This is a genomic window from Gordonia alkanivorans, assembly GCF_004011905.1.
In the GTDB taxonomy this organism is placed as follows: Bacteria; Actinomycetota; Actinomycetes; order Mycobacteriales; family Mycobacteriaceae; genus Gordonia; species Gordonia alkanivorans.
Map to the genome: position 1 here is coordinate 3,125,003 of NZ_CP027114.1, position 19,833 is coordinate 3,144,835.

Below are 19,833 nucleotides of genomic sequence, written 5' to 3' on the forward strand. Positions count from 1 at the left end.
GGGGGGAGGAGCTCGCGGATGCTGAGCATTCTGGGTCGGGCGTCGGTCTCCAAGGTGACGTTGCCGATGGGGCGGGCGCTGCTGCGTACCGGGCTCACGCCGGACATCATGACCGTGATCGGGACCGTGGCGACCGTGGCGGCCGCGCTCACGCTGTTCCCGATGGGCTACCTGTTCGCGGGCACCCTGGTGATCTGGCTGTTCGTCATGTTCGACATGCTCGACGGTGCGATGGCCCGTGCCCGCGGCGGCGGAACCCGCTTCGGGGCCGTCCTCGACGCCACGTGCGACCGCATCGCCGACGGGGCGATCTTCGCCGGCCTCGTGTGGTGGTGCACCATCACCGAACCCCACCGCCTGCTTCTGATCGCGACCCTCATCTGCCTGGTCACCTCGCAGGTGATCTCGTACGCGAAGGCCCGCGCCGAGGCCAGCGGCCTCTACGGCGACGGCGGTCTCATCGAGCGCCCCGACCGCCTGATCATCGTGCTCGTCGGTACCGGCCTCACCGGTCTCGGCCTGCCCTGGGCGGTACACGTGGCGATGTGGCTGCTCGCCGTCGGCAGCGTGATCACCGTGGGCCAGCGCATGTGGTCGATCTCCAACTCACCGGGTGCGCGGGATCTGATCCCGCTCCAGGCAGAAACCGAAGCCGCCGATCCCGACGCGGACGGCCCGACGACCCCGCCCACCGGGTCACGATGACCGACATCGCCGCACTCGCCGCCGACCTGGGGTACCGGGCCGGCTGGGCCGCGGTCCGGTACGCACCGGAAAGCGCCGCCCGCATCGTGTTCGACCGCGCCGGTGGGTTCGCGGGACGCCGCAACGGCGGTCCGGATCAGTTGCGCCGCAACCTGGCCCGCGTGATCGGGGTCGCCGACCCCGCCGACGTGCCCGACGAGCTGGTCGCGGATGCGGTGCGTTCCTACGCGCGGTACTGGTGTGAGGCCTTCCGGCTGCCCGCCCAGGACCGCGCCGCGGCGGCCTCGACCGGAACCCTGCCCGCCGCCGATCACGCCCGCCTCGACGCCGCGGTCTCGCGCGGTAAGGGTGTGGTGCTGGCCCTGCCGCACACCGGCAACTGGGACATGGCCGGCGTCTGGCTCGTCCAGCACTACGGGAAGTTCGCGACGGTCGCCGAACGGCTCGAACCGGAGTCGCTGTTCAACCGGTTCGTGGAGTACCGGGAGTCGCTCGGCTTCGAGATCTTCCCGCTCAGCGGTGGTGAACAGCCCCCGTTCGGAGTGCTCGCCGACCGCCTGCGGGCCGGCGGCATCGTCTGCCTGCTGGGGGAGCGCGACCTCGCGCGCCACGGCGTCCCGGTCACCTTCTTCGGGGAGCGCACCCGGATGCCGGCCGGATCGGCGATGCTGGCGATCGAGACCGGCGCAGCCCTGTTCCCGGCCCACCACTGGTTCGAGGAGGCGCCCTACTCGTCGATGAGCGTCGGCGAGGAGATCGATGTCTCCGGCGGCGTGGAGACGGCCACCCAGGCGCTCGCCGACGCGTTCGCCGAGAACATCGCCGCACATCCTGCCGACTGGCACATGCTGCAACCGCTCTGGGAAGCCGACTGGACCGATCGGCAGAGGGCACGGATGAACGAAACCGGGGGAGCCGCATGAGAATCGGGATGATTTGCCCTTATTCGTTCGACGTCCCCGGCGGTGTGCAGGCGCACGTCACCGAACTCGCCCACGTCTTCATCGACCGCGGTCACGAGGTGAGCGTCCTCGCCCCGGCGTCGCGCCGCACCGAACTGCCCGAGTACGTGGTGCGCGTGGGCCCGTCGTTGGCCCTCCCGTACAACGGGTCGGTGTCGCGGGTGAACTTCAGTCCCAAAGGGTATCTGCGACTGCGTCGTTGGATCGCGGAGAACGGCTTCGACGTCCTGCACGTCCACGAACCCAACTCACCGTCGATCTCCATGCTCTCGCTGATGGTGGCCTCCGGACCAATCGTCACGACCTTCCACACGGCGACATCGAAGTCGTTGTGGCTCAGCGCTTTTCAGGGCATCCTGCGCCCGTATCACGAACGCATCGCCGGCAAGATCGCCGTCTCCGAACTCGCCCGGCGCTGGCAGATGGAGTCGCTGGGCTCCGATGCGGTGGAGATCCCCAACGGCATCAACGTCGCCGGCTTCGCCAACGCCGAACCGCTCGACGGCTACCCGCATCCCGGCCGCACGATCCTGTTCCTCGGCCGCTTCGATGAACCCCGCAAGGGCATCGACATCCTGATGCGCGCGCTGCCGTCCGTGGTGGAGAAGTTCCCGGACGTGCGCGTCCTGGTCGTCGGCGGCGGCAACCAGGCCGCGCTGCGCCGGCGCGCGGGAAGCCTCGCCGATCACCTCGTCTTCCTGGGGCAGGTCGACGACGCGACCAAGGCGCGCGCCCTGGCCTCCGCCGACGTCTACTGCGCCCCCAACCTCGGCGGCGAGAGCTTCGGCATCGTCCTCGTCGAGGCGATGGCCGCCGGTGCCGCGGTGATCGCCAGCTCGCTGAACGCCTTCCGGCGCGTCCTCGACGACGGCCGGGCGGGCAAGCTCGTCGACACCGGTTCCCCGGATCAGCTCGCGGCGGGCATCATCTCGCTGCTCTCCGACGACGAGGCGCGCGAGCAGCTGGTCGCCCGGGGACGTGTCCGCGCCGACAAGTACGACTGGTCCCGCGTGGCCGACCAGATCCTCCGCGTCTACGACACCGTGACCGTCGGTGCCGGACCGGTGGTGGTGTCCGACTGATGGCGACCTGGATCGTCCTCGGGGTCGTCGCGGTCCTGCTGGCCGCCGGCTGGGCCTATCACACCGCCAACCGCCTCGACCGCCTCAACGTGCGCGTCGACCTCGCCCGGCAGTCCCTCTACGCGAGTCTCGACCGACGGGCCGTCGTCGTGCGTGCCATCGCCGCGGAACTGCCGGGATCCGAGCTGGCCGCACTGGCGGACCGGGCGGAACGAGCAGCCCCCGAGGCTCGTGAGGACGCGGAGAACGCGCTGTCGTCGGCGCTGGCCCGCGCCGACGCCTCCGGACGGTCTCCGGCGCTGGTCATCGAGCTCGCCGACGCCGAGACACGGGTGATGATGGCCCGTCGGTTCTACAACGACGCGGTGCGCGACACCCGTGCCCTCGCCGAGCGACGACTGGTCCGGTGGTTGCGTCTGGGCGGCCGCGCGTCGCCGCCGACGTACTTCGAGATCATCGAGCGCGTCTCACCGGGCCGGGGCGAGTGATCCTGACACCAGGGCGTTCACCGGGCTGACCTAGACTGGTTCCACGCTGCCGCGGGGTCCGCTGAAGGGGGATCGGCTGCGGCACGCCGAGACAGCGACATGAGGAGAAATCAGTGAGTCACAACGGCGCGACCGTTCCCGAGGTCGGACAGGGCACTGCCCGTGTCAAGCGGGGAATGGCCGAGATGCTCAAGGGCGGCGTGATCATGGACGTGGTCACCCCCGAGCAGGCGAAGATCGCCGAGGACGCCGGCGCGGTGGCCGTGATGGCTCTCGAGCGCGTGCCCGCCGACATCCGCGCCCAGGGCGGCGTCTCGCGGATGAGCGATCCGGACATGATCGACGGCATCATCTCCGCGGTGTCCATCCCCGTGATGGCCAAGGCGCGTATCGGGCACTTCGTCGAGGCGCAGATCCTGCAGAGCCTGGGCGTGGACTACGTCGACGAGTCCGAGGTGCTGACCCCGGCCGACTACTCCAACCACATCGACAAGTGGGCGTTCACCGTGCCGTTCGTCTGCGGTGCGACCAACCTGGGTGAGGCGCTGCGTCGGATCACCGAGGGTGCGGCGATGATCCGCTCCAAGGGCGAGGCCGGCACCGGTGACGTGTCCAACGCCACCACCCACATGCGCAAGATCCGCGACGAGATCCGTCGCCTGACGTCGCTGCCGAAGGATGAGTTGTACGTCGCGGCAAAGGAACTGCAGGCTCCCTACGACCTGGTGGTCGAGGTCGCCGAGGCCGGCAAGCTGCCGGTGACGCTGTTCACCGCCGGCGGTATCGCCACCCCGGCCGATGCGGCGATGATGATGCAGCTCGGCGCCGAGGGCGTCTTCGTGGGCTCGGGGATCTTCAAGTCCGGCAACCCGGCTCAGCGTGCGGCCGCGATCGTGCAGGCCACCACCTTCCACGACGACCCCGACGTGCTGGCCAAGGTCTCGCGCGGCCTGGGCGAGGCGATGGTCGGCATCAACGTCGACGACATCCCGCAGCCGCACCGCCTGGCCGAGCGCGGCTGGTGACCCCCACCGCCGGAACGCCCCCGTTCAACACGCCGGAGACCGAACAGTCGACATGCGTGGCGAGCCGGGGGTGTTCCGGCGGTAGGATCTGCTGATCATGGATGCGGCGACCATCGTTCGGGATGCCTCGGTCTCGGGCACACACATCGTGGGTGAATTGCGGCTCGAGTGGTCGGCGGCGTGCAACGTCGGCCGGGTCCGCGAGACCAACGAGGATGCCGCACTGGCACTGCCGGGCATGTACCTCATCGCCGACGGCATGGGCGGTCACGACAGCGGCGAACTCGCCAGCGAGGCCGCACTGCTCACGCTTTCCGCGGCCACCAGCGCCGGCGAACTGAACGCCACCAAACTCCAGCTCGACGATCTGCTGGTGGCGGCTCAGCGCCGCATCGGCGAGATCGACACCGAGACCGACCGCCGGGCGGGCACCACCGCCACCGGTGCCGTGCTCGTCACCTACGAACAGAGCCCGCACTGGCTGGTCCTCAACATCGGCGACTCGCGCACCTACCGGTACCAGAACGGTTCGCTGCAGCAACTGACCACAGACCACTCACAGGTCCAGGAATTCATCGACGCGGGCTTCCTGACGCCGGAGCAGGCGCGAACCGACCCGCGGCGCAACGTCATCACCCGTGCCCTCGGTGCCGGGATGGTCGATCCCGTCCCGGATTTCTTCAACACCCCGGCCTTCGCGGGCGATGTCCTGCTCCTCTGTACCGACGGGCTCACCGGTGAGCTGCCCGACGAGGAGATCGGCGACATCCTCGCCAACGCGTCGACCTCCGACGAAGCGGCCGAACGTCTCGTCGATGCGGCGCTCGCACTCGGCGCCCACGACAACGTCACCGTCATCGTGGTGACCGTGCACGAGTCGGTTCCGACCCTGACGATGCCTGCTCTCGACGGCGCCGCCGAGGGAAAGTCCACCGACGAGGCGACGGTCTCAGACCCCAACTGATGGAGGTGATCTGGTGAACACAGGTCACGATCCCTCGGTCTACGACCCCTCGGACGCCGCCGACACCGGGCTCGACGACGGTGCGACCTACGTCGAGTACTGCGGTGAACGAACCGCGCTCGACGCCGACCGGCGTTTCTTCATCGGCCGTGAGGCCGATCTGTCGATCGACGACAACCCGTATCTCCACCGCCGATTCCTGGTGGTGCACAACGAGAACGGGCTGTGGTGGCTCACCAACCTGGGCACCCACCTGTCGGCGAGCGTGTCGGCCGGTGATGTCGGCTTCTCGGCCACCCTCGGTCCGGGGGCCCGCATGCCGCTGGTGTTCGGCGAGACCACCATCGTGTTCACCGCCGGCCCCACCACCTACGAGCTGAGTGTGTTCGCCCGTGCGCCGCAGGTGAAGTCGGTGACCCGCCCGGAGTTCAGCGGCGGCCACACCACTCAGGGCGTGCCGACCCTGACCGAGAGCCAGAAGCTGCTCATCGTCGTACTGGCGGAGGAGATCCTGCGCCGCGAGGGGACCGGCGCCTCGTCGATCCCGTCCTCGGCCCAGGCCGCCCGACGCCTCGGCTGGCCGCTGACCAAGTTCAACCGCAAGCTCGACAACGTCTGCGACAAGCTCGATCAGCTCGGCGTCAGCGGGATGCGCGGCGGCGGCGGCAAACTCGCGAGCAACCGCCGCACCAAGCTCGTCGAGTACGCGGTGTCCTCGCGCATCGTGACCCGAGAGGACCTCCCGCTGATCGACGCGGAGGCCGCGCGGAACGCCGCAGGCTGACCGGGGTCCTCTGACCTGCGGTTATGGCATGGGTAGTTCTCCCCATGCGGTGGGGAGTTCTCCCCATCGACCGGGGCGCGAAACGCCTATAATCTTCAACTCATCGCCGGCGAAGACCCGGCACAGACCACCCGGTTCGATGAGTGAAGAGGAAGCACACATGACTGCGATCGCCCACCAGGCCCCCCAGCACCTGCGCCAGATCAACGCTCGACGCGACGCCGAGGCGCAGGCCCGTCGCCAGGAGGCACTGGCCCGTCTCGCGGCCCGCCGGATGCCGCTCCCCGGGCAGGTCTCCCGTCAGAACCAGCCCGGCCTCGGTCTCCGCGCCGGGCACCCGCACCTGCACCGCGTCGCCTCGCCGATGCCGGCGCCCGAAACCGCGGTGACCGTTCAGGCGTCCACCGGTCGCGCCAAGCCCAATCTCACCTCCCGCGAGGTCGAGGTGCTGCGGACCTGGATGCTCGTCGACTCCAAGCCCGCCGTCGCCCAGGAGCTCTACATCTCCCTCGGCACGGTCAACACCCACCTGACCCGCATCCGCGCCAAGTACGCCGAGATCGGTCGCCCGGCCCCCACCAAGGCCTCGCTCGTGGCCCGCGCCATCCAGGACGGGATCATGACGCTCGACGAGCTGTAGAGGCTGACATCGGGATGGGTTGCCCGGTGCGGGATACTGGTCGGCGTGGCAGCCATCGAGGACATACTCCAGGTCGAGCAGATCGAGACCGACATCTACCGGGGTGGTGCTTTCCCCAGCCACCTCCAGCGCACCTTCGGCGGCCAGGTCGCCGGTCAGGCGCTGATGTCGGCGACGCGAACGGTCGACGCCGACCATTACGTCCACTCGCTGCACGGATACTTCCTGCGACCCGGCGATCCCGACATCCCGGCGGTGTTCCTCGTCGACCGGATCCGCGACGGGCGGTCCTTCGTCACCCGGCGGGTCACCGGGATCCAGCGTGGTGAGGCGATCTTCACGATGTCGGCGTCGTTCCACGTCCGGACCGACCAGGGCTACGAGCACCAGGACCGCATGCCGCCGGTGCCGGACCCCGAGGAACTCACCGACCGCCTCGACGAGCTGGGCGAGGAAGAGCGCGCGGTGTTCAAGGAATGGCGAAACTTCGACCTCCGCATCGTGCCGCCCGAGAAGATGGTCACCTCCCCGTATCTCGCTGCGCAGCAACGGGTCTGGTTCCGGTATCGGCACCAGCTGCCCGACGACACGGTGTTCCACGTGGGGACGCTCGCCTACATGAGCGACATGACCCTGCTCGGGTCGTCGCGCGTGCCGCACCCCGAGTCCAACCCGCAGGTCGCCTCCCTCGACCACGCGATGTGGTTCATGCGCCCGTTCCGCGCCGACGACTGGCTGCTCTATGACCAGACGTCGCCGTCCGCGGACGGCGGACGTGCCCTGACGCAGGGCCGGATCTTCGACCGGCAGGGACGCATGGTCGCGGCGGTCACGCAGGAGGGGCTCGCCCGCACCGGACGCCAGATGCCCGAGGACCAGCACGCCCGGACCGATCGGTGAGCGCCGGATCGCGACCGCGGATCGGGGTTCTCGCACTCCAGGGTGACGTGCGCGAACACGTCCACGCCCTCGAGGCCAGCGGCGCCGACGCACTGCCCATCCGCAGGCGGTCCGAGCTCGACGAGATCGACGGCATCGTCATCCCCGGCGGGGAGTCGACGACGATGAGCAAGCTGCTGGGCATCTTCGATCTCTTCGACCCGCTCGCCGAGCGACTCTCGGACGGGCTGCCCGCCTACGGCTCCTGCGCGGGCATGATCATGCTCGCCTCCACGATCCTCGACACCCGTCCCGACGCGCGCCACCTCGACGCCCTCGACATCACGGTGCGGCGCAACGCCTTCGGCCGTCAGGTGGAGAGTTTCGAGACCGATCTCGACTTCGTCGGCATCACCGATCGAGCCGGTGCGCAGCCGATGCGGGCGGTCTTCATCCGGGCGCCCTGGGTCGAATCGATCTCACCCGACGTGGAGGTCCTCGCCCGGGTCCCGGAGGGGCCGGCCGAGGGTCGGATCGTCGCCGTACGTCAGGGAAATGTGCTCGCGACGTCGTTCCATCCGGAGGTCACCGGCGACCGACGCGTACATGAATACTTCGTGCAGATGGTGCGTCGGTAAGATCGTGCCGAACCAGCGACAGTGCAAGCGCCTGCGGCAGCAGTCGGCAGGCTTGAGGATCGTCGGATGCGGGGCCACGGGCCCGGCATGCGTTCCGCGGGTGACCACCCGCTGCGCACCGGCACCGGGAAAGGATGCGACGACATGAGCGGCCATTCCAAATGGGCCACCACCAAGCACAAGAAGGCGGTCATCGACGCCAAGCGCGGGAAGATGTTCGCCAAGCTCATCAAGAACATCGAGGTGGCGGCACGAACCGGCGGTGGTGACCCGGCCGGCAACCCCACCCTCTTCGACGCCATCCAGAAGGCGAAGAAGTCGTCGGTGCCCAACGACAACATCGAACGCGCCCGCAAGCGCGGCGGTGGTGAAGAGGCGGGCGGCGCCGATTGGCAGACCATCATGTACGAGGGCTACGGCCCCAACGGCGTGGCGATCCTGATCGAGTGCCTCACCGACAACCGGAACCGTGCGGCCGGCGAGGTCCGCACGGCGATGACCCGCAACGGCGGCAACATGGCCGACCCGGGTTCGGTGTCGTACCTGTTCACCCGCAAGGGCGTCGTCACCCTCGAGAAGAACGGCCAGTCCGAGGACGACGTCCTGATGGCCGTGCTCGACGCCGGTGCCGAAGAGGTCACCGACCTCGGCGACACCTTCGAGATCGTCAGCGAACCGACCGATCTGATCGCGGTGCGCAGCGCCCTGCAGGAAGCCGGCATCGACTACGACTCCGCCGAGGCCAGCTTCCGCGCATCGGTGGAGGTCGCCCTCGACGCCGACGGTGCGCGCAAGGTCTTCAAGCTGATCGACGCGCTCGAGGACTCCGACGACGTGCAGAACGTCTACAGCAACGTCGACATCAGCGACGAGGTCCTTGCCGAGCTCGAGAACGACTGAGGCTCGCCGCCCTCGCGGGGGCGTGTTGATCATCGGAGTTGTCCGCTCTCCCCGATAGGATCTCGAACAGTTGTTCGTAACATCGTTCGGATGCCTGGGAGGGTACGAGTGCGCGTCATGGGCGTCGATCCGGGTCTCACGCGGTGCGGCATAGCGCTGGTGGAGTCGGGTCGCGGAAGGTCGGTGACCGCACTCGACGTGGACGTGGTGCGCACGCCGAGCGACATGGATCTGGCCGAGCGGCTGCTCGCGATCTACACCTCGGCGTGCCACTGGCTCGACGTCCACCAGCCCGATGTGGTGGCCATCGAGCGTGTGTTCGCGCAGAACCAGGTCTCGACCGCGATGGGCACAGCCCAGGCCGGCGGCGTGATCGCGCTTGCGGCGAGTCAGCGTGACGTGCCCGTCCGGTTCCACACGCCGTCGGAGGTCAAGGCCGCCGTCACCGGCAGCGGTCGGGCGGACAAGGCCCAGGTGACCGCGATGGTGACGCGGATTCTCGGCATGCAGACCAAGCCGAAGCCGGCCGACGCCGCGGACGCTCTCGCGCTCGCGATCTGTCACTGCTGGCGCGGACCCATGATGGAGCGGATGGCAGCCGCGCAGAAACAGGCCGATGCGGCCGCCGCGAAGCATCGCCAGCGGCTCGCCCAGGCACGAGAGGGGAGTCGCGCATGATCGCGTCAGTCCGCGGTCCGGTTCTCGAGATCGCCCTCGATCACGCCGTGATCGACTGTGCGGGAGTCGGTTACCGGGTTCTGGCGACCCCGGTCACGTTGTCCCGTCTTCGCCGCGGCGACGAGGCCACGCTGTTGACCTCGATGATCGTCCGCGAGGACTCGATGACGCTGTACGGGTTCACCGAACCCGACGCCCGCGCGCTGTTCGCGCTGCTGCAGACGGTCACCGGCGTCGGTCCGCGGCTGGCGATGGCGACCCTCGCGGTCCTCGAACCCGACGCGTTGCGTCGTGCGCTGGCCGACTCCGACACCAAGGCACTGACGTCGGTGCCCGGCATCGGCAAGCGGGTCGCCGAAAGACTCTGCGTCGAACTGCGCGACAAGGTGGACCGTCCGACGGCCGACACGGCCACCGGCAGCGTTCCCGCAGTCGGAATCCGCGATCAGGTGGCCGAGGCGCTCGTCGGACTCGGCTTCACCGCTGCCCCCGCAGAGAAGGCGGTCACCGCGGTCCTCGCCGAGAACCCCGACGCCGATGCGTCGACCGTGCTCCGCCGGTCGCTGGCGATGCTGGGCAAGGCTTCGTGATGACCGGCGATCCCGACGACCTCGAGGATCGCGAGGTCAACGCGACACCGGTCCGGTCCGACGGCGATCTCGACGCAGGCCTGCGTCCGCGGTCGCTGGCCGATTTCATCGGTCAGCCGCGCGTCTGCGAGCAGCTCGAACTCGTCCTCCACGGGGCCAAGGGCCGCGGCGGGACCCCCGACCACATCCTGCTGTCCGGTCCTCCGGGACTCGGCAAGACCTCGCTCGCCATGATCATCGCGTCCGAGATGGGTGCGGCGATCCGGGTGACATCGGGTCCGGCACTCGAACGCGCCGGGGACCTCGCCGCCATGCTGTCGAACCTCGTCGAGGGCGACGTGCTGTTCATCGACGAGATCCACCGCATCGCCCGGCCCGCCGAGGAGATGCTGTATCTCGCGATGGAGGACTTCCGCGTCGACGTCGTGGTCGGCAAGGGCCCGGGTGCCACCTCGATCCCACTCGACGTCGCCCCGTTCACCCTGGTCGGCGCCACCACCCGTTCCGGCTCGCTGACCGGCCCGCTGCGCGACCGCTTCGGGTTCACCGCGCACATGGAGTTCTACGACCCCGCCGAACTCGTCCGGGTGCTCAACCGGTCCGCGGGCATCCTCGGCATGGAGCTGCGGCCCGACGCCTCCGAGGAGATCGCGCGCCGGTCACGCGGCACGCCCCGAATCGCCAACCGCCTGCTCCGACGCGTCCGCGACTACGCCGAGGTCCGCGGCGACGGCTCGATCACCGTCGACGTCGCCCGCGCCGCCCTCAAGGTCTACGACGTCGACGAACTCGGTTTCGACCGACTCGACCGCGCCGTCCTCGACGCCCTGATCCGGGCGTTCGGCGGGGGACCGGTGGGGGTGTCGACGCTGGCCGTGGCGGTCGGCGAGGAGCCCGCGACCGTCGAAGAGGTCTGCGAGCCGTTCCTGGTCCGGGCCGGGATGATCGCCCGCACCCCACGTGGCCGAGTCGCCACCGCGGCGGCGTGGCATCACCTCGGCCTGACGCCGCCCGCCGGCGCGATGAACGCCTCGTTCGGCGCCCGCCCCCGCGACGTCGGGGGCGAGTCCCTGTTCGGCGAACTCTGACCCGACCCGCGTGCGGAACCCCGGTGTGACGCGGGGCACCACCTGCAGGGATGCTCTCTCCGGTGGACGTGGCACACTGTGTGGAGCACAGCGTGACCATCTGACGCCTCTCGCCGTTCGGCGCGGGGCGGTGGTGCACGCGGTACAACCCGAAACACAAAGGACTGACTCTCACCCATGGACGCTCTGCTCTTCCCCCTCTTGCTGGCACTGCTCGCCGGCTTCATGTTCTTGTCGATGCGGAAGCAGAAGAAGCGCGCGGCCGAGATGCAGGACATGCAGAACTCGGTGTCGACGGGTACGCGCATCCAGCTGACCTCGGGCCTGTTCGGCACCGTCATCGATGCGGCGTCGTCCGACTTCGTCGACGTGGAGATCGCCACCGGTGTGGTCACCCGCTGGAACCGTCTCGCGATCATGCGCGTCATCCCCACCGACGAGGCCGCCGCGACCTACCCGGGCCACACCGCTCCGGAAGCCGACTACAGCGACTACGCCGACGACTCGGACTCGGTCAGCCTCGACAAGCCGTCGTCCGACGACGCGCGCGACACCGACAAGTAATCCCGGAGCAGCGCCGCGCCGGCGATCGGCGTGGCGCCTCCTGCCCACCTCCCGCGCATCGCCTGTCTTGCTGAGGTCTGCGTGCCCCGCTGCCATCGCGGCGCGCGCACGCAGACCTTCGGAGTCGGTGGGTCATGCGGTCAGAGTGCCCTCGGCCGGTTGACGTTCCCAAAGGAGACCTGAACAGCTGTGACAAGTCCTCGCTCGACCGCAAAGGCGGACAAGCCCGCCGGCAAGCGGTCGCGACCGAGTCGAGAGATCCCACCGTGGCGTCCGCTCGTGGCCTTCCTCGCTCTGCTCGCCGTCGTGTACGGGTTGATCTACTTCACCGGTCCCCGGACGCTCGAGCCCAAACTGGGTATCGACCTGCAGGGCGGAACCCGGGTGACGCTGACCGCGCGCACCGAGGACGGCAAGGAGCCGACCCGCCAGCAGCTCGACCAGGCCAAGCAGATCATCGAGCAGCGTGTGAACGGCCTCGGCGTGTCCGGTTCCGAGGTCGTCGTCACCGGCAACAACCTCGTGATCACGGTTCCCGGTGAGGACGGCGCGCAGGCCAAGTCGCTGAGTCAGACCGCGCGTCTGTATGTGCGGCCGGTCGTCGGCGCCACGGCGGCGACCCCGCAGCCGCCCAAGCCGGAGAACCAGGACGAGGACCAGGGCAACGCGATGCCCACCGAGGTGGCCGCGGCGGCGATCGCCGAACAGCGCAAGATCCGTCAAGCGCCCGGCGATGCCAAGCAGGAGCAGCTGGTCCCGCTGCAGGAGCAGATGGCGAAGATGGACTGTTCGCCGACCGCCAACGACCCGCTCCGCGGCAACGATCTGCCCGATCAGTACCTGGTGGCGTGTTCCACCGACGGTAAGGAGGTCTACCTCCTCGGTCCGCAGATCATCGACGGCCGCGACATCAAGGACGCGTCCGCCGGCACCGATCCGCAGACCGGCGAATGGGTCGTCACCCTCGAGTTCAAGGGCAAGGCCGCGGACTTCTGGCCCAAGTACACCGCCCAGGAAGCGCCCAACCGCACGCAGACCGCGTTCACCCTCGACTCGGCCGTCGTCTCCGCACCGGCCATCAACGAGCCGATCCCCGGCGGCCAGACCCGCATCAGCGGCAGCAGCGCCGACCCGTTCACCGAGAAATCGTCCAACGAACTCGCGAACGTGCTCAAGTACGGCTCACTGCCGCTGTCGTTCAACGCCTCCGACGCCGAAACCGTCTCCGCGACACTGGGTCTCTCGTCGCTGAAGGCGGGCCTGCTCGCCGGTGCGATCGGCCTCGTCGCGGTGTTGATCTACGCACTGGCCTACTACCGCATGCTCGGCATCCTGACGATGCTGTCGCTGGTCCTCGCCGGAGCGATGGTCTACGGCATCATCGTCCTGCTCGGCCGCTGGATCGGATTCACCCTCGACCTCGCGGGCATCGCCGGTCTGATCATCGGTATCGGTATGACCGCGGACTCGTTCGTCGTCTACTTCGAACGCATCAAGGACGAGATGCGCGAGGGTCGGAGTTTCCGCTCGGCCGTGCCACGCGGTTGGGCGAGTGCCCGCCGCACCATCTGGTCGGGCAACGCGGTCAGCTTCATCGCCGCCTCGGTGATCTACATCCTCGCGATCGGTGAGGTGCGCGGCTTCGCGTTCACCCTGGGACTCACCACGATCCTCGACGTCATGGTCGTGTTCCTGGTGACCCACCCGCTGGTGGTCTACGCGAGCCGGTCGTCGTTCCTGTCCAAGCCGAGCGTCAACGGCCTCGGCGCGGTCAGCGAGGTGGCTCGCGAGCGCAAGGTCGCGGCCCGCCGCCAGGCCGAGGCCGCCGGCGTCGAAGCTGCTCGTGTCGACGCGTCCACGAGCGAGAAGGGGACTGTGCGATGACCCGTCCGGACAACCCGAACAAGGACCCGCGGGAGACCGGCAACACTGCGGTCGTCGAACCGCCGTCACCGTCCTCCGGTACCGATGCGGACTTCGTCTCCGACAACAGCCGCGGCTTCTTCGCCCGCCTGTACACCGGTACCGGCGCCTTCGAGATCGTCGGCAAGCGCAAGATGTGGTACATCGTCACCGCGGTGATCATGCTGATCTGCCTGGCGTCCATCGCGATCCGCGGCTTCACCTTCGGCATCGACTTCGAGGGCGGCACCCAGATGTCGGTGCCGGTCGCCTCGTCGGAGATCACCGCCGACTCGGTCGAGAAGGTCGTCACCGAGGCCCTCGGCGAGGAGCCCGAATCGGTCCAGACCGCCGGCGCCGGCAACAGCGCCACCGTGCAGGTGCGCACCGAGACCCTCGACCTGGCCCAGGCCGAGGCGGTGACCCGCGCGCTGACCGAGGAGTTCGGTCCCGCCCTGACGGCCTCCGAGGTCAGCATCTCCGACGTCAGCTCCACCTGGGGCCGCGAGATCACCGAGAAGATGGTCATCGCGCTCGCGGTGTTCCTCGTCATCGTGTTCGTCTACATCGCGGTCCGGTTCGACCGGGAGATGTCGATCGCGGCGATGGCGTCGTTGGTCTTCGACATCGTCGCCACCGCGGGTGTCTACTCGCTGGTCGGCTGGGAGGTCACCCCGGCCACGGTGATCGGTCTGCTGACCATCCTCGGCTTCTCGCTCTACGACACGGTCGTCGTGTTCGACAAGGTGCAGGAGAACACCCGCTCGGTGCTGCAGACATCCCGCCGGACCTACGGGGAGCAGGCGAACCTGGCGGTCAACCAGACGCTGATGCGGTCGATCAACACGACCATCATCTCGGTCCTGCCGATCATCGCGCTGATGGTCGTGGCGGTCTGGCTCCTCGGCGTCGGCACGCTGAAGGATCTCGGCCTGATCCAGCTCGTCGGCGTCGTGGTCGGCACGTACTCCTCGATCTTCCTGGCCTCACCGCTGCTGGTGACGCTGAAGGAACGCCGCGACGACGTGTCCCGGCACACCGCCAAGGTGCTGAACCGTCGCGCCGGGATCGAGTCGGGTGTGGCACCGAGCGCCGGCGCCCGCCCGGTGCGCCGACGCCGGGGCGCGGCCGACACGGATGACGCCGACCGGGTACCGACCGGCAAACGCCGTCGCAACCGCTAGTCTCACCCACGTGATCGTCAGGCACCGGGAGTTCATCAGGGCCCTGAGCCTGCTCGTCGGGATCGTCACGGGCGCGAGCGTCCTGACGGCCTGCGGCGACGACGGGCCGCCGACCATCGACTACGTGGTCGATGCCCATGTGACCAGCTACAACGCGAACACCGTCGACGGCAACGCCGACGGTGTGCTCATGGCGACCAGCCGACTGCTGCCTGGCTTCAGCCTGCTCGGACCCCAGGGGCAGGTCATCCCGGACCGCGACGTCGGCACCGTGACCCCGATCCCGGGACGGGCGCCGGCGCTGCGCTACGAGTTCACGCCCGAGGCGGCCTTCACCGACGAGGTCGCGCTCGACTGCGACGACCTGGTGCTGGCGTGGGCAGCGATGAGCGGACGCTTCCCGGGCTTCACGCCGGCGACGACCGCCGGGTACCGCGACATCGAGAAGGTGGAGTGCTCGCCCGGCGAGAAGTCGGCGACGGTCACGTTCGCGCAGGGGCGTGAATACCGCAACTGGCTGTCGTTGTTCGGCGCGGGCACGTTGCTCCCGGCGCACATCGTGGCCCGCGACGCCGGACTCGCCAACGTCGTCGACGCCATCCGCGCGATGGACCGCGGCGCGCTGGCCCGTATCGCCACGGCCTGGAACACCGGCTTCGACCTGACCTTCGGTCCGGTCGACCACGCCCGGTTCCCGTCTTCCGGGCCATACCGCATCGACCGCTACTCGCGGTCGGGCGGACTGGTCCTGATCCCCAACGAATCATGGTGGGGGAACAAGCCCGAGACCTCGCGCATCGTGATCTGGGGCCGCGGAACCGATTCCACGCGACGGCTGCCCGACGGCAAGTTCGACGTCGTCGACGTCACCGCGGGCATCGTCGAGGGCGATCTCGCCGGGACGTCCGGACCCGACGGACCGGCCTCACCCGCCCGGGCGATCGGGGTCGAACAGATCGTGCTCGCCGGCAAGGGTGTCTTCGGGGACGTGCGGATGCGGCAGGCGTTCGCCTCGTGCGTGCCGCGCGCCGACCTCGCCCGCGACTTCTCCGGTGGCGCCGCCGTGTGGAATCTGCGTGTCCTCGCGCCCGCCGACAACCTCGCGGGACCGATGAACCCCGAGTTCGGACGCGCCTACCAGAGTCCCGACCTCGAGCGGGCACGGAACCTGCTGCGCGCCGCGACCGGTCAGGGCGCGGCGGACGGGACCACGACCACCGCGAGTCTGCAACCGCGTCGCGTCCGCATCGGCTACGTGGCGCCGACCCTGCGCTGGCAGCAGATGGTCGCGGCCATCGCGGCGTCGTGCCGGGAGGCCGGCTTCGTGGTCGAGGACGTCGCCACACCCGACGTGCAGCCGCGCTCACTCGGCAAGGACGTCGACGCGGTGATCATGGCCAGTGGCGACTCCTTCGCCGCAGCCGGTGCCGCCGACCCGAGCCGTGATGCCTACTCGTTGCGCGGCGGCGACCCGCTCAATCTCTCCGGAACCCGGGATCAGCAGGTCAGTCGCGGGATCGATCAGTTCGCGGTCACGGTGTCCGAACCCGACCGGCTCCGGCTGGCCCGCTCGATCGAGAACGCGAGCTGGTCGTCGATGCCGTCGATACCCCTGTTCGCGTCGCCGCGTATCCGGCAGTGGAAGGATCAGGTGGGTGGTGTCGCAGCGGGACTCAGTCGCGCCGGCACCGGATGGAACATGGATCGATGGACGATCCGCCAGTGACGGCAAGTGACAGGGGAGTTCTGATGGGCGGCGTGGTACCCGAACGGACCGCGGATGCGGTGACACGTGCCCAGGCGGCGATCGCCCGGCACACCCGGCTCGTCGACGACTTCCCGAGCCCCGGGATCGCCTTCAAGGACCTGACCCCGGTCCTCGCCGATCCCGAGGGGTTGTCCGCGATCGTCACCGCGCTGACCCACGGTTGCACCGAGATCGACCTCGTCGCCGGTATCGACGCCCGCGGGTTCCTCCTCGGTGGTGCGGTCGCCCGTGAACTCGAGGTCGGGGTCCTCGCGGTGCGCAAGGGCGGCAAGCTGCCGCCTCCGGTTCATGCTGTCACCTACAGCCTCGAGTACGGCTCGGCGACCCTGGAGATCCCGGCCGACGGCCTCGACCTGACCGGGCAGCGTGTGCTGCTCGTCGATGACGTCCTGGCCACCGGCGGTACGGCGGTCGCTGCGGCGGATCTGCTCAACCGCACCGGGGCGAGCGTCGTCGGTGTCGCGGTGATCATGGAGCTCGTCGGGCTCGGCGGGCGCGACACGATCGCCGGCGGCCTCGGCCCGCACGTACCGGTCCACTCGGTGGCGCTCGACTGACCGTCGGGGATCTAGACTCGGAAAGACCACGACAGACGGAGGAGGACCGGTTATGCCCGATGAATCCGGCACGGCTCAGCACTCCGTGACTCCCGCGGCCGACGCCTCGGACGACGCCGTCGGCGCACCGACCTCGACATCGGCCTCGGCCTCGACCTCCCCGTCCGCCTCGCGGCGTGTCCGCGCCCGTCTGGCCCGCCGGATGACGGCGACGCGCAGCCAGGTCCGGCCGGTGCTCGAGCCGCTGGTCACCCTGCATCGCGAGATCTACCCGAAGGCCGACGTCGCCCTGCTGCAGCGGGCCTACGACGTCGCCGAGGAGCGTCACAGCGGGCAGAAGCGCAAGTCCGGTGACCCGTACATCACCCATCCGCTGGCGGTCGCGACGATCCTCGCCGACCTCGGCATGGACACCACGACCCTGATCGCCGCGCTGCTGCACGACACGGTCGAGGACACCGGTTATTCGCTGCAGGCGCTCGAACGCGACTTCGGGCAGGAAGTGGCGCACCTCGTCGACGGCGTGACCAAACTCGACAAGGTCGCGCTGGGCAGTGCGGCCGAGGCCGAGACGATCCGCAAGATGATCATCGCGATGGCGCGTGACCCGCGCGTCCTCGTGATCAAGGTCGCCGACCGGCTGCACAACATGCGGACGATGCGTTTCCTCCCGCCGGAGAAGCAGGCGCGCAAAGCCCGCGAGACGCTGGAAGTCATTGCGCCGCTTGCTCATCGACTCGGTATGGCGACGGTCAAGTGGGAACTCGAGGACCTCTCGTTCGCCATCCTGCACCCCAAGCGCTACGAGGAGATCGTGCGCCTGGTCGCCGACCGCGCCCCGTCGCGCGACACCTACCTCGCGCGGGTGCGGGCCGACATCAACAACGCGTTGTCCGCGGCGCGAATCCAGGCAACCGTCGAAGGCCGACCCAAGCACTACTGGTCGATCTACCAGAAGATGATCGTCAAGGGCCGCGACTTCGACGACATCCACGACCTCGTCGGCATGCGCATCCTCTGCGAGGAGGACCGCGACTGCTACGCCGCCGTCGGCGTCGTCCACTCGCTGTGGCAGCCGATGGCCGGACGCTTCAAGGACTACATCGCGCAGCCGCGGTTCGGCGTCTATCAGTCGTTGCACACCACCGTGATCGGGCCCGAGGGCAAGCCGCTCGAAGTCCAGATCCGCACGCACGAGATGCACCGCACCGCCGAGTTCGGCATCGCCGCGCACTGGCGCTACAAGGAGAGCGGTTATCGGAAGTCGGGCAAGAAGTCCGACACCGCCGAGATCGACGACATGGCCTGGATGCGCCAGCTGCTCGACTGGCAGCGTGAGGCCGCCGACCCCGGCGAGTTCCTGGAGTCGCTGCGGTACGACCTCGCCGTCCGCGAGATCTTCGTCTTCACGCCGAAGGGCGACGTGGTCACGCTGCCCGCCGGGTCGACGCCGGTCGACTTCGCCTACGCCGTCCACACCGAGGTCGGGCACCGCTGCATCGGTGCCCGCGTCAACGGCCGGCTGGTCGCCCTCGAACGCAAGCTCGAGAACGGCGAGGTGGTGGAGGTGTTCACCTCCAAGGCGCCGACCGCCGGGCCGTCGAAGGACTGGCAGACGTTCGTGGTGTCGCCGCGGGCCAAGGCCAAGATCCGCCAGTGGTTCGCCAAGGAACGGCGCGAGGAGGCCCTCGAGACCGGTAAGGACGCGATCGCCAAGGAGGTCCGTCGCGGCGGACTTCCGTTGCAGCGCTTGCTGTCCGCGGAGTCGATGGCGGCGATCGCGAAGGAGCTGCGGTACAACGACGTCACCGCGCTGTATGCCGCGGTGGGCGAGAACCACGTCTCCGCACGGCATGTCGTCAACCGCCTCGTCGCATCCCTCGGTGGCATCGAGGATGCGGAGGAGGCCCTCGCGGAACGGTCCACCCCGTCGACGATGCCGACCCGCTCACGTCAGGACGGAGACGCCGGCGTGGTCGTCGACGGCGTCGACAACGTGGTGATCAAACTCGCCAAATGCTGTACGCCCGTACCGGGTGACGACATCATGGGCTTCGTCACCCGTGGCGGCGGCATCAGCGTGCACCGGACCGACTGCACCAACGCGACGTCGCTGCAGCAGCAGTCCGAACGCATCCTCGACGTCTCGTGGGCGCCGTCCCCGGAATCGGTGTTCCTCGTGGCGATCCAGGTCGAGGCACTCGACCGCCACCGACTGCTGTCCGACGTCACCAAGGTGCTCGCCGACGAACGCGTGAACATCCTGTCGGCGTCGGTGACCACCAGCCGCGACCGAGTCGCCATCAGCAAGTTCACCTTCGAGATGGGCGACCCCAAGCATCTGGGTCACGTGCTGAACGTGGTCCGCAATGTGGAGGGCGTCTACGACGTCTACCGCGTCACCTCGGCTGCCTGACCGTAACGACAGCAGCGGT

Annotated in this window: 20 protein-coding genes; all 20 read left to right on the plus strand. The window is 69.0% G+C overall.

Features of this window, described 5'->3' with window-relative positions; translation table 11 throughout:
* The first annotated feature begins 18 nt into the window (after nt 1-18).
* The 20 genes from pgsA to C5O27_RS14310 all read left to right on the plus strand — a co-directional run bounded on the left by pgsA (nt 19) and on the right by C5O27_RS14310 (nt 19,814).
* A complete protein-coding gene (gene pgsA / locus C5O27_RS14215) occupies nt 19-705 on the plus strand; it encodes a phosphatidylinositol phosphate synthase (protein WP_006356994.1) in 687 nt (228 codons plus the stop codon).
* Entirely contained in the window at nt 702-1,628 is a 927-nt protein-coding gene (locus tag C5O27_RS14220) for a phosphatidylinositol mannoside acyltransferase (RefSeq protein ID WP_127962976.1), read from the plus strand. Before pgsA ends, C5O27_RS14220 begins: the two co-directional genes overlap by 4 nt.
* The gene (locus C5O27_RS14225; RefSeq protein WP_035751433.1) at nt 1,625-2,749 is read left to right on the plus strand and encodes a glycosyltransferase family 4 protein; all 1,125 of its coding nucleotides are present in this window, start codon (nt 1,625-1,627) and stop codon (nt 2,747-2,749) included. The genes C5O27_RS14220 and C5O27_RS14225 overlap by 4 nt, the downstream gene beginning before the upstream one ends.
* Nucleotides 2,749-3,237, plus strand: a complete 489-nt coding sequence (locus C5O27_RS14230; RefSeq protein WP_035751435.1) for a LemA family protein — start codon at nt 2,749-2,751, stop codon at nt 3,235-3,237. The genes C5O27_RS14225 and C5O27_RS14230 overlap by 1 nt, the downstream gene beginning before the upstream one ends.
* Before the next feature lie 113 nt (nt 3,238-3,350).
* Nucleotides 3,351-4,262, plus strand: a complete 912-nt coding sequence (gene pdxS, locus C5O27_RS14235) for a pyridoxal 5'-phosphate synthase lyase subunit PdxS (protein ID WP_006436347.1) — start codon at nt 3,351-3,353, stop codon at nt 4,260-4,262.
* Between the two features lie 97 nt (nt 4,263-4,359).
* Nucleotides 4,360-5,226 (plus strand): PP2C family protein-serine/threonine phosphatase, encoded by an 867-nt coding sequence (locus tag C5O27_RS14240; protein ID WP_127962977.1) that lies wholly within the window; start codon nt 4,360-4,362, stop codon nt 5,224-5,226.
* Nucleotides 5,227-5,239: 13 nt separating this feature from the next.
* On the plus strand, nt 5,240-6,010 hold the full coding sequence (locus C5O27_RS14245; RefSeq protein ID WP_006356987.1) for a hypothetical protein: 771 nt from the start codon (nt 5,240-5,242) through the stop codon (nt 6,008-6,010).
* Between the two features lie 160 nt (nt 6,011-6,170).
* A complete protein-coding gene (locus C5O27_RS14250) occupies nt 6,171-6,650 on the plus strand; it encodes a helix-turn-helix transcriptional regulator (RefSeq protein ID WP_006356986.1) in 480 nt (159 codons plus the stop codon).
* Nucleotides 6,651-6,695: 45 nt separating this feature from the next.
* Nucleotides 6,696-7,550: an acyl-CoA thioesterase gene (locus C5O27_RS14255; RefSeq protein WP_006356985.1), complete on the plus strand. Its 855-nt coding sequence runs from the start codon at nt 6,696-6,698 to the stop codon at nt 7,548-7,550.
* Complete coding sequence (gene pdxT / locus C5O27_RS14260; protein WP_006356984.1) at nt 7,547-8,167, plus strand: pyridoxal 5'-phosphate synthase glutaminase subunit PdxT; 621 nt, start codon at nt 7,547-7,549, stop codon at nt 8,165-8,167. The genes C5O27_RS14255 and pdxT overlap by 4 nt, the downstream gene beginning before the upstream one ends.
* Before the next feature lie 144 nt (nt 8,168-8,311).
* Complete coding sequence (locus tag C5O27_RS14265; RefSeq protein WP_040003920.1) at nt 8,312-9,067, plus strand: YebC/PmpR family DNA-binding transcriptional regulator; 756 nt, start codon at nt 8,312-8,314, stop codon at nt 9,065-9,067.
* Between the two features lie 108 nt (nt 9,068-9,175).
* Nucleotides 9,176-9,745: a crossover junction endodeoxyribonuclease RuvC gene (ruvC, locus tag C5O27_RS14270; protein WP_035751443.1), complete on the plus strand. Its 570-nt coding sequence runs from the start codon at nt 9,176-9,178 to the stop codon at nt 9,743-9,745.
* Entirely contained in the window at nt 9,742-10,335 is a 594-nt protein-coding gene (ruvA, locus tag C5O27_RS14275) for a Holliday junction branch migration protein RuvA (RefSeq protein WP_006356981.1), read from the plus strand. The genes ruvC and ruvA overlap by 4 nt, the downstream gene beginning before the upstream one ends.
* A complete protein-coding gene (gene ruvB / locus C5O27_RS14280; protein ID WP_006356980.1) occupies nt 10,335-11,423 on the plus strand; it encodes a Holliday junction branch migration DNA helicase RuvB in 1,089 nt (362 codons plus the stop codon). The genes ruvA and ruvB overlap by 1 nt, the downstream gene beginning before the upstream one ends.
* A 177-nt stretch (nt 11,424-11,600) precedes the next feature.
* Nucleotides 11,601-11,987 carry a preprotein translocase subunit YajC gene (yajC, locus tag C5O27_RS14285; protein WP_006356979.1) on the plus strand — a complete coding sequence of 129 codons (387 nt, stop codon included), beginning with the start codon at nt 11,601-11,603 and terminating at the stop codon, nt 11,985-11,987.
* Between the two features lie 189 nt (nt 11,988-12,176).
* Nucleotides 12,177-13,871, plus strand: a complete 1,695-nt coding sequence (secD, locus tag C5O27_RS14290) for a protein translocase subunit SecD (protein ID WP_006356978.1) — start codon at nt 12,177-12,179, stop codon at nt 13,869-13,871.
* Nucleotides 13,868-15,073 carry a protein translocase subunit SecF gene (secF, locus tag C5O27_RS14295; protein ID WP_006356977.1) on the plus strand — a complete coding sequence of 402 codons (1,206 nt, stop codon included), beginning with the start codon at nt 13,868-13,870 and terminating at the stop codon, nt 15,071-15,073. Before secD ends, secF begins: the two co-directional genes overlap by 4 nt.
* A 10-nt stretch (nt 15,074-15,083) precedes the next feature.
* Nucleotides 15,084-16,799: an ABC transporter substrate-binding protein gene (locus tag C5O27_RS14300; protein WP_042375837.1), complete on the plus strand. Its 1,716-nt coding sequence runs from the start codon at nt 15,084-15,086 to the stop codon at nt 16,797-16,799.
* A gap of 23 nt (nt 16,800-16,822) precedes the next feature.
* Entirely contained in the window at nt 16,823-17,398 is a 576-nt protein-coding gene (locus tag C5O27_RS14305) for an adenine phosphoribosyltransferase (protein ID WP_035751446.1), read from the plus strand.
* Between the two features lie 52 nt (nt 17,399-17,450).
* Nucleotides 17,451-19,814: a RelA/SpoT family protein gene (locus C5O27_RS14310; RefSeq protein WP_127962978.1), complete on the plus strand. Its 2,364-nt coding sequence runs from the start codon at nt 17,451-17,453 to the stop codon at nt 19,812-19,814.
* The last annotated feature ends 19 nt before the right edge of the window (nt 19,815-19,833 follow it).

Bases quoted from the DNA above. Each gene is read 5' to 3' on its own strand.
- pgsA (WP_006356994.1), top strand. From the start codon at position 19: ATGCTGAGCATTCTGGGTCGGGCGTCGGTCTCCAAGGTGACGTTGCCG.
- C5O27_RS14220 (WP_127962976.1), top strand. From the start codon at position 702: ATGACCGACATCGCCGCACTCGCCGCCGACCTGGGGTACCGGGCCGGC.
- C5O27_RS14225 (WP_035751433.1), top strand. From the start codon at position 1,625: ATGAGAATCGGGATGATTTGCCCTTATTCGTTCGACGTCCCCGGCGGT.
- C5O27_RS14230 (WP_035751435.1), top strand. From the start codon at position 2,749: ATGGCGACCTGGATCGTCCTCGGGGTCGTCGCGGTCCTGCTGGCCGCC.
- C5O27_RS14240 (WP_127962977.1), top strand. From the start codon at position 4,360: ATGGATGCGGCGACCATCGTTCGGGATGCCTCGGTCTCGGGCACACAC.
- C5O27_RS14250 (WP_006356986.1), top strand. From the start codon at position 6,171: ATGACTGCGATCGCCCACCAGGCCCCCCAGCACCTGCGCCAGATCAAC.
- C5O27_RS14265 (WP_040003920.1), top strand. From the start codon at position 8,312: ATGAGCGGCCATTCCAAATGGGCCACCACCAAGCACAAGAAGGCGGTC.
- ruvA (WP_006356981.1), top strand. From the start codon at position 9,742: ATGATCGCGTCAGTCCGCGGTCCGGTTCTCGAGATCGCCCTCGATCAC.
- ruvB (WP_006356980.1), top strand. From the start codon at position 10,335: ATGACCGGCGATCCCGACGACCTCGAGGATCGCGAGGTCAACGCGACA.
- yajC (WP_006356979.1), top strand. From the start codon at position 11,601: ATGGACGCTCTGCTCTTCCCCCTCTTGCTGGCACTGCTCGCCGGCTTC.
- secF (WP_006356977.1), top strand. From the start codon at position 13,868: ATGACCCGTCCGGACAACCCGAACAAGGACCCGCGGGAGACCGGCAAC.
- C5O27_RS14305 (WP_035751446.1), top strand. From the start codon at position 16,823: ATGGGCGGCGTGGTACCCGAACGGACCGCGGATGCGGTGACACGTGCC.
- C5O27_RS14310 (WP_127962978.1), top strand. From the start codon at position 17,451: ATGCCCGATGAATCCGGCACGGCTCAGCACTCCGTGACTCCCGCGGCC.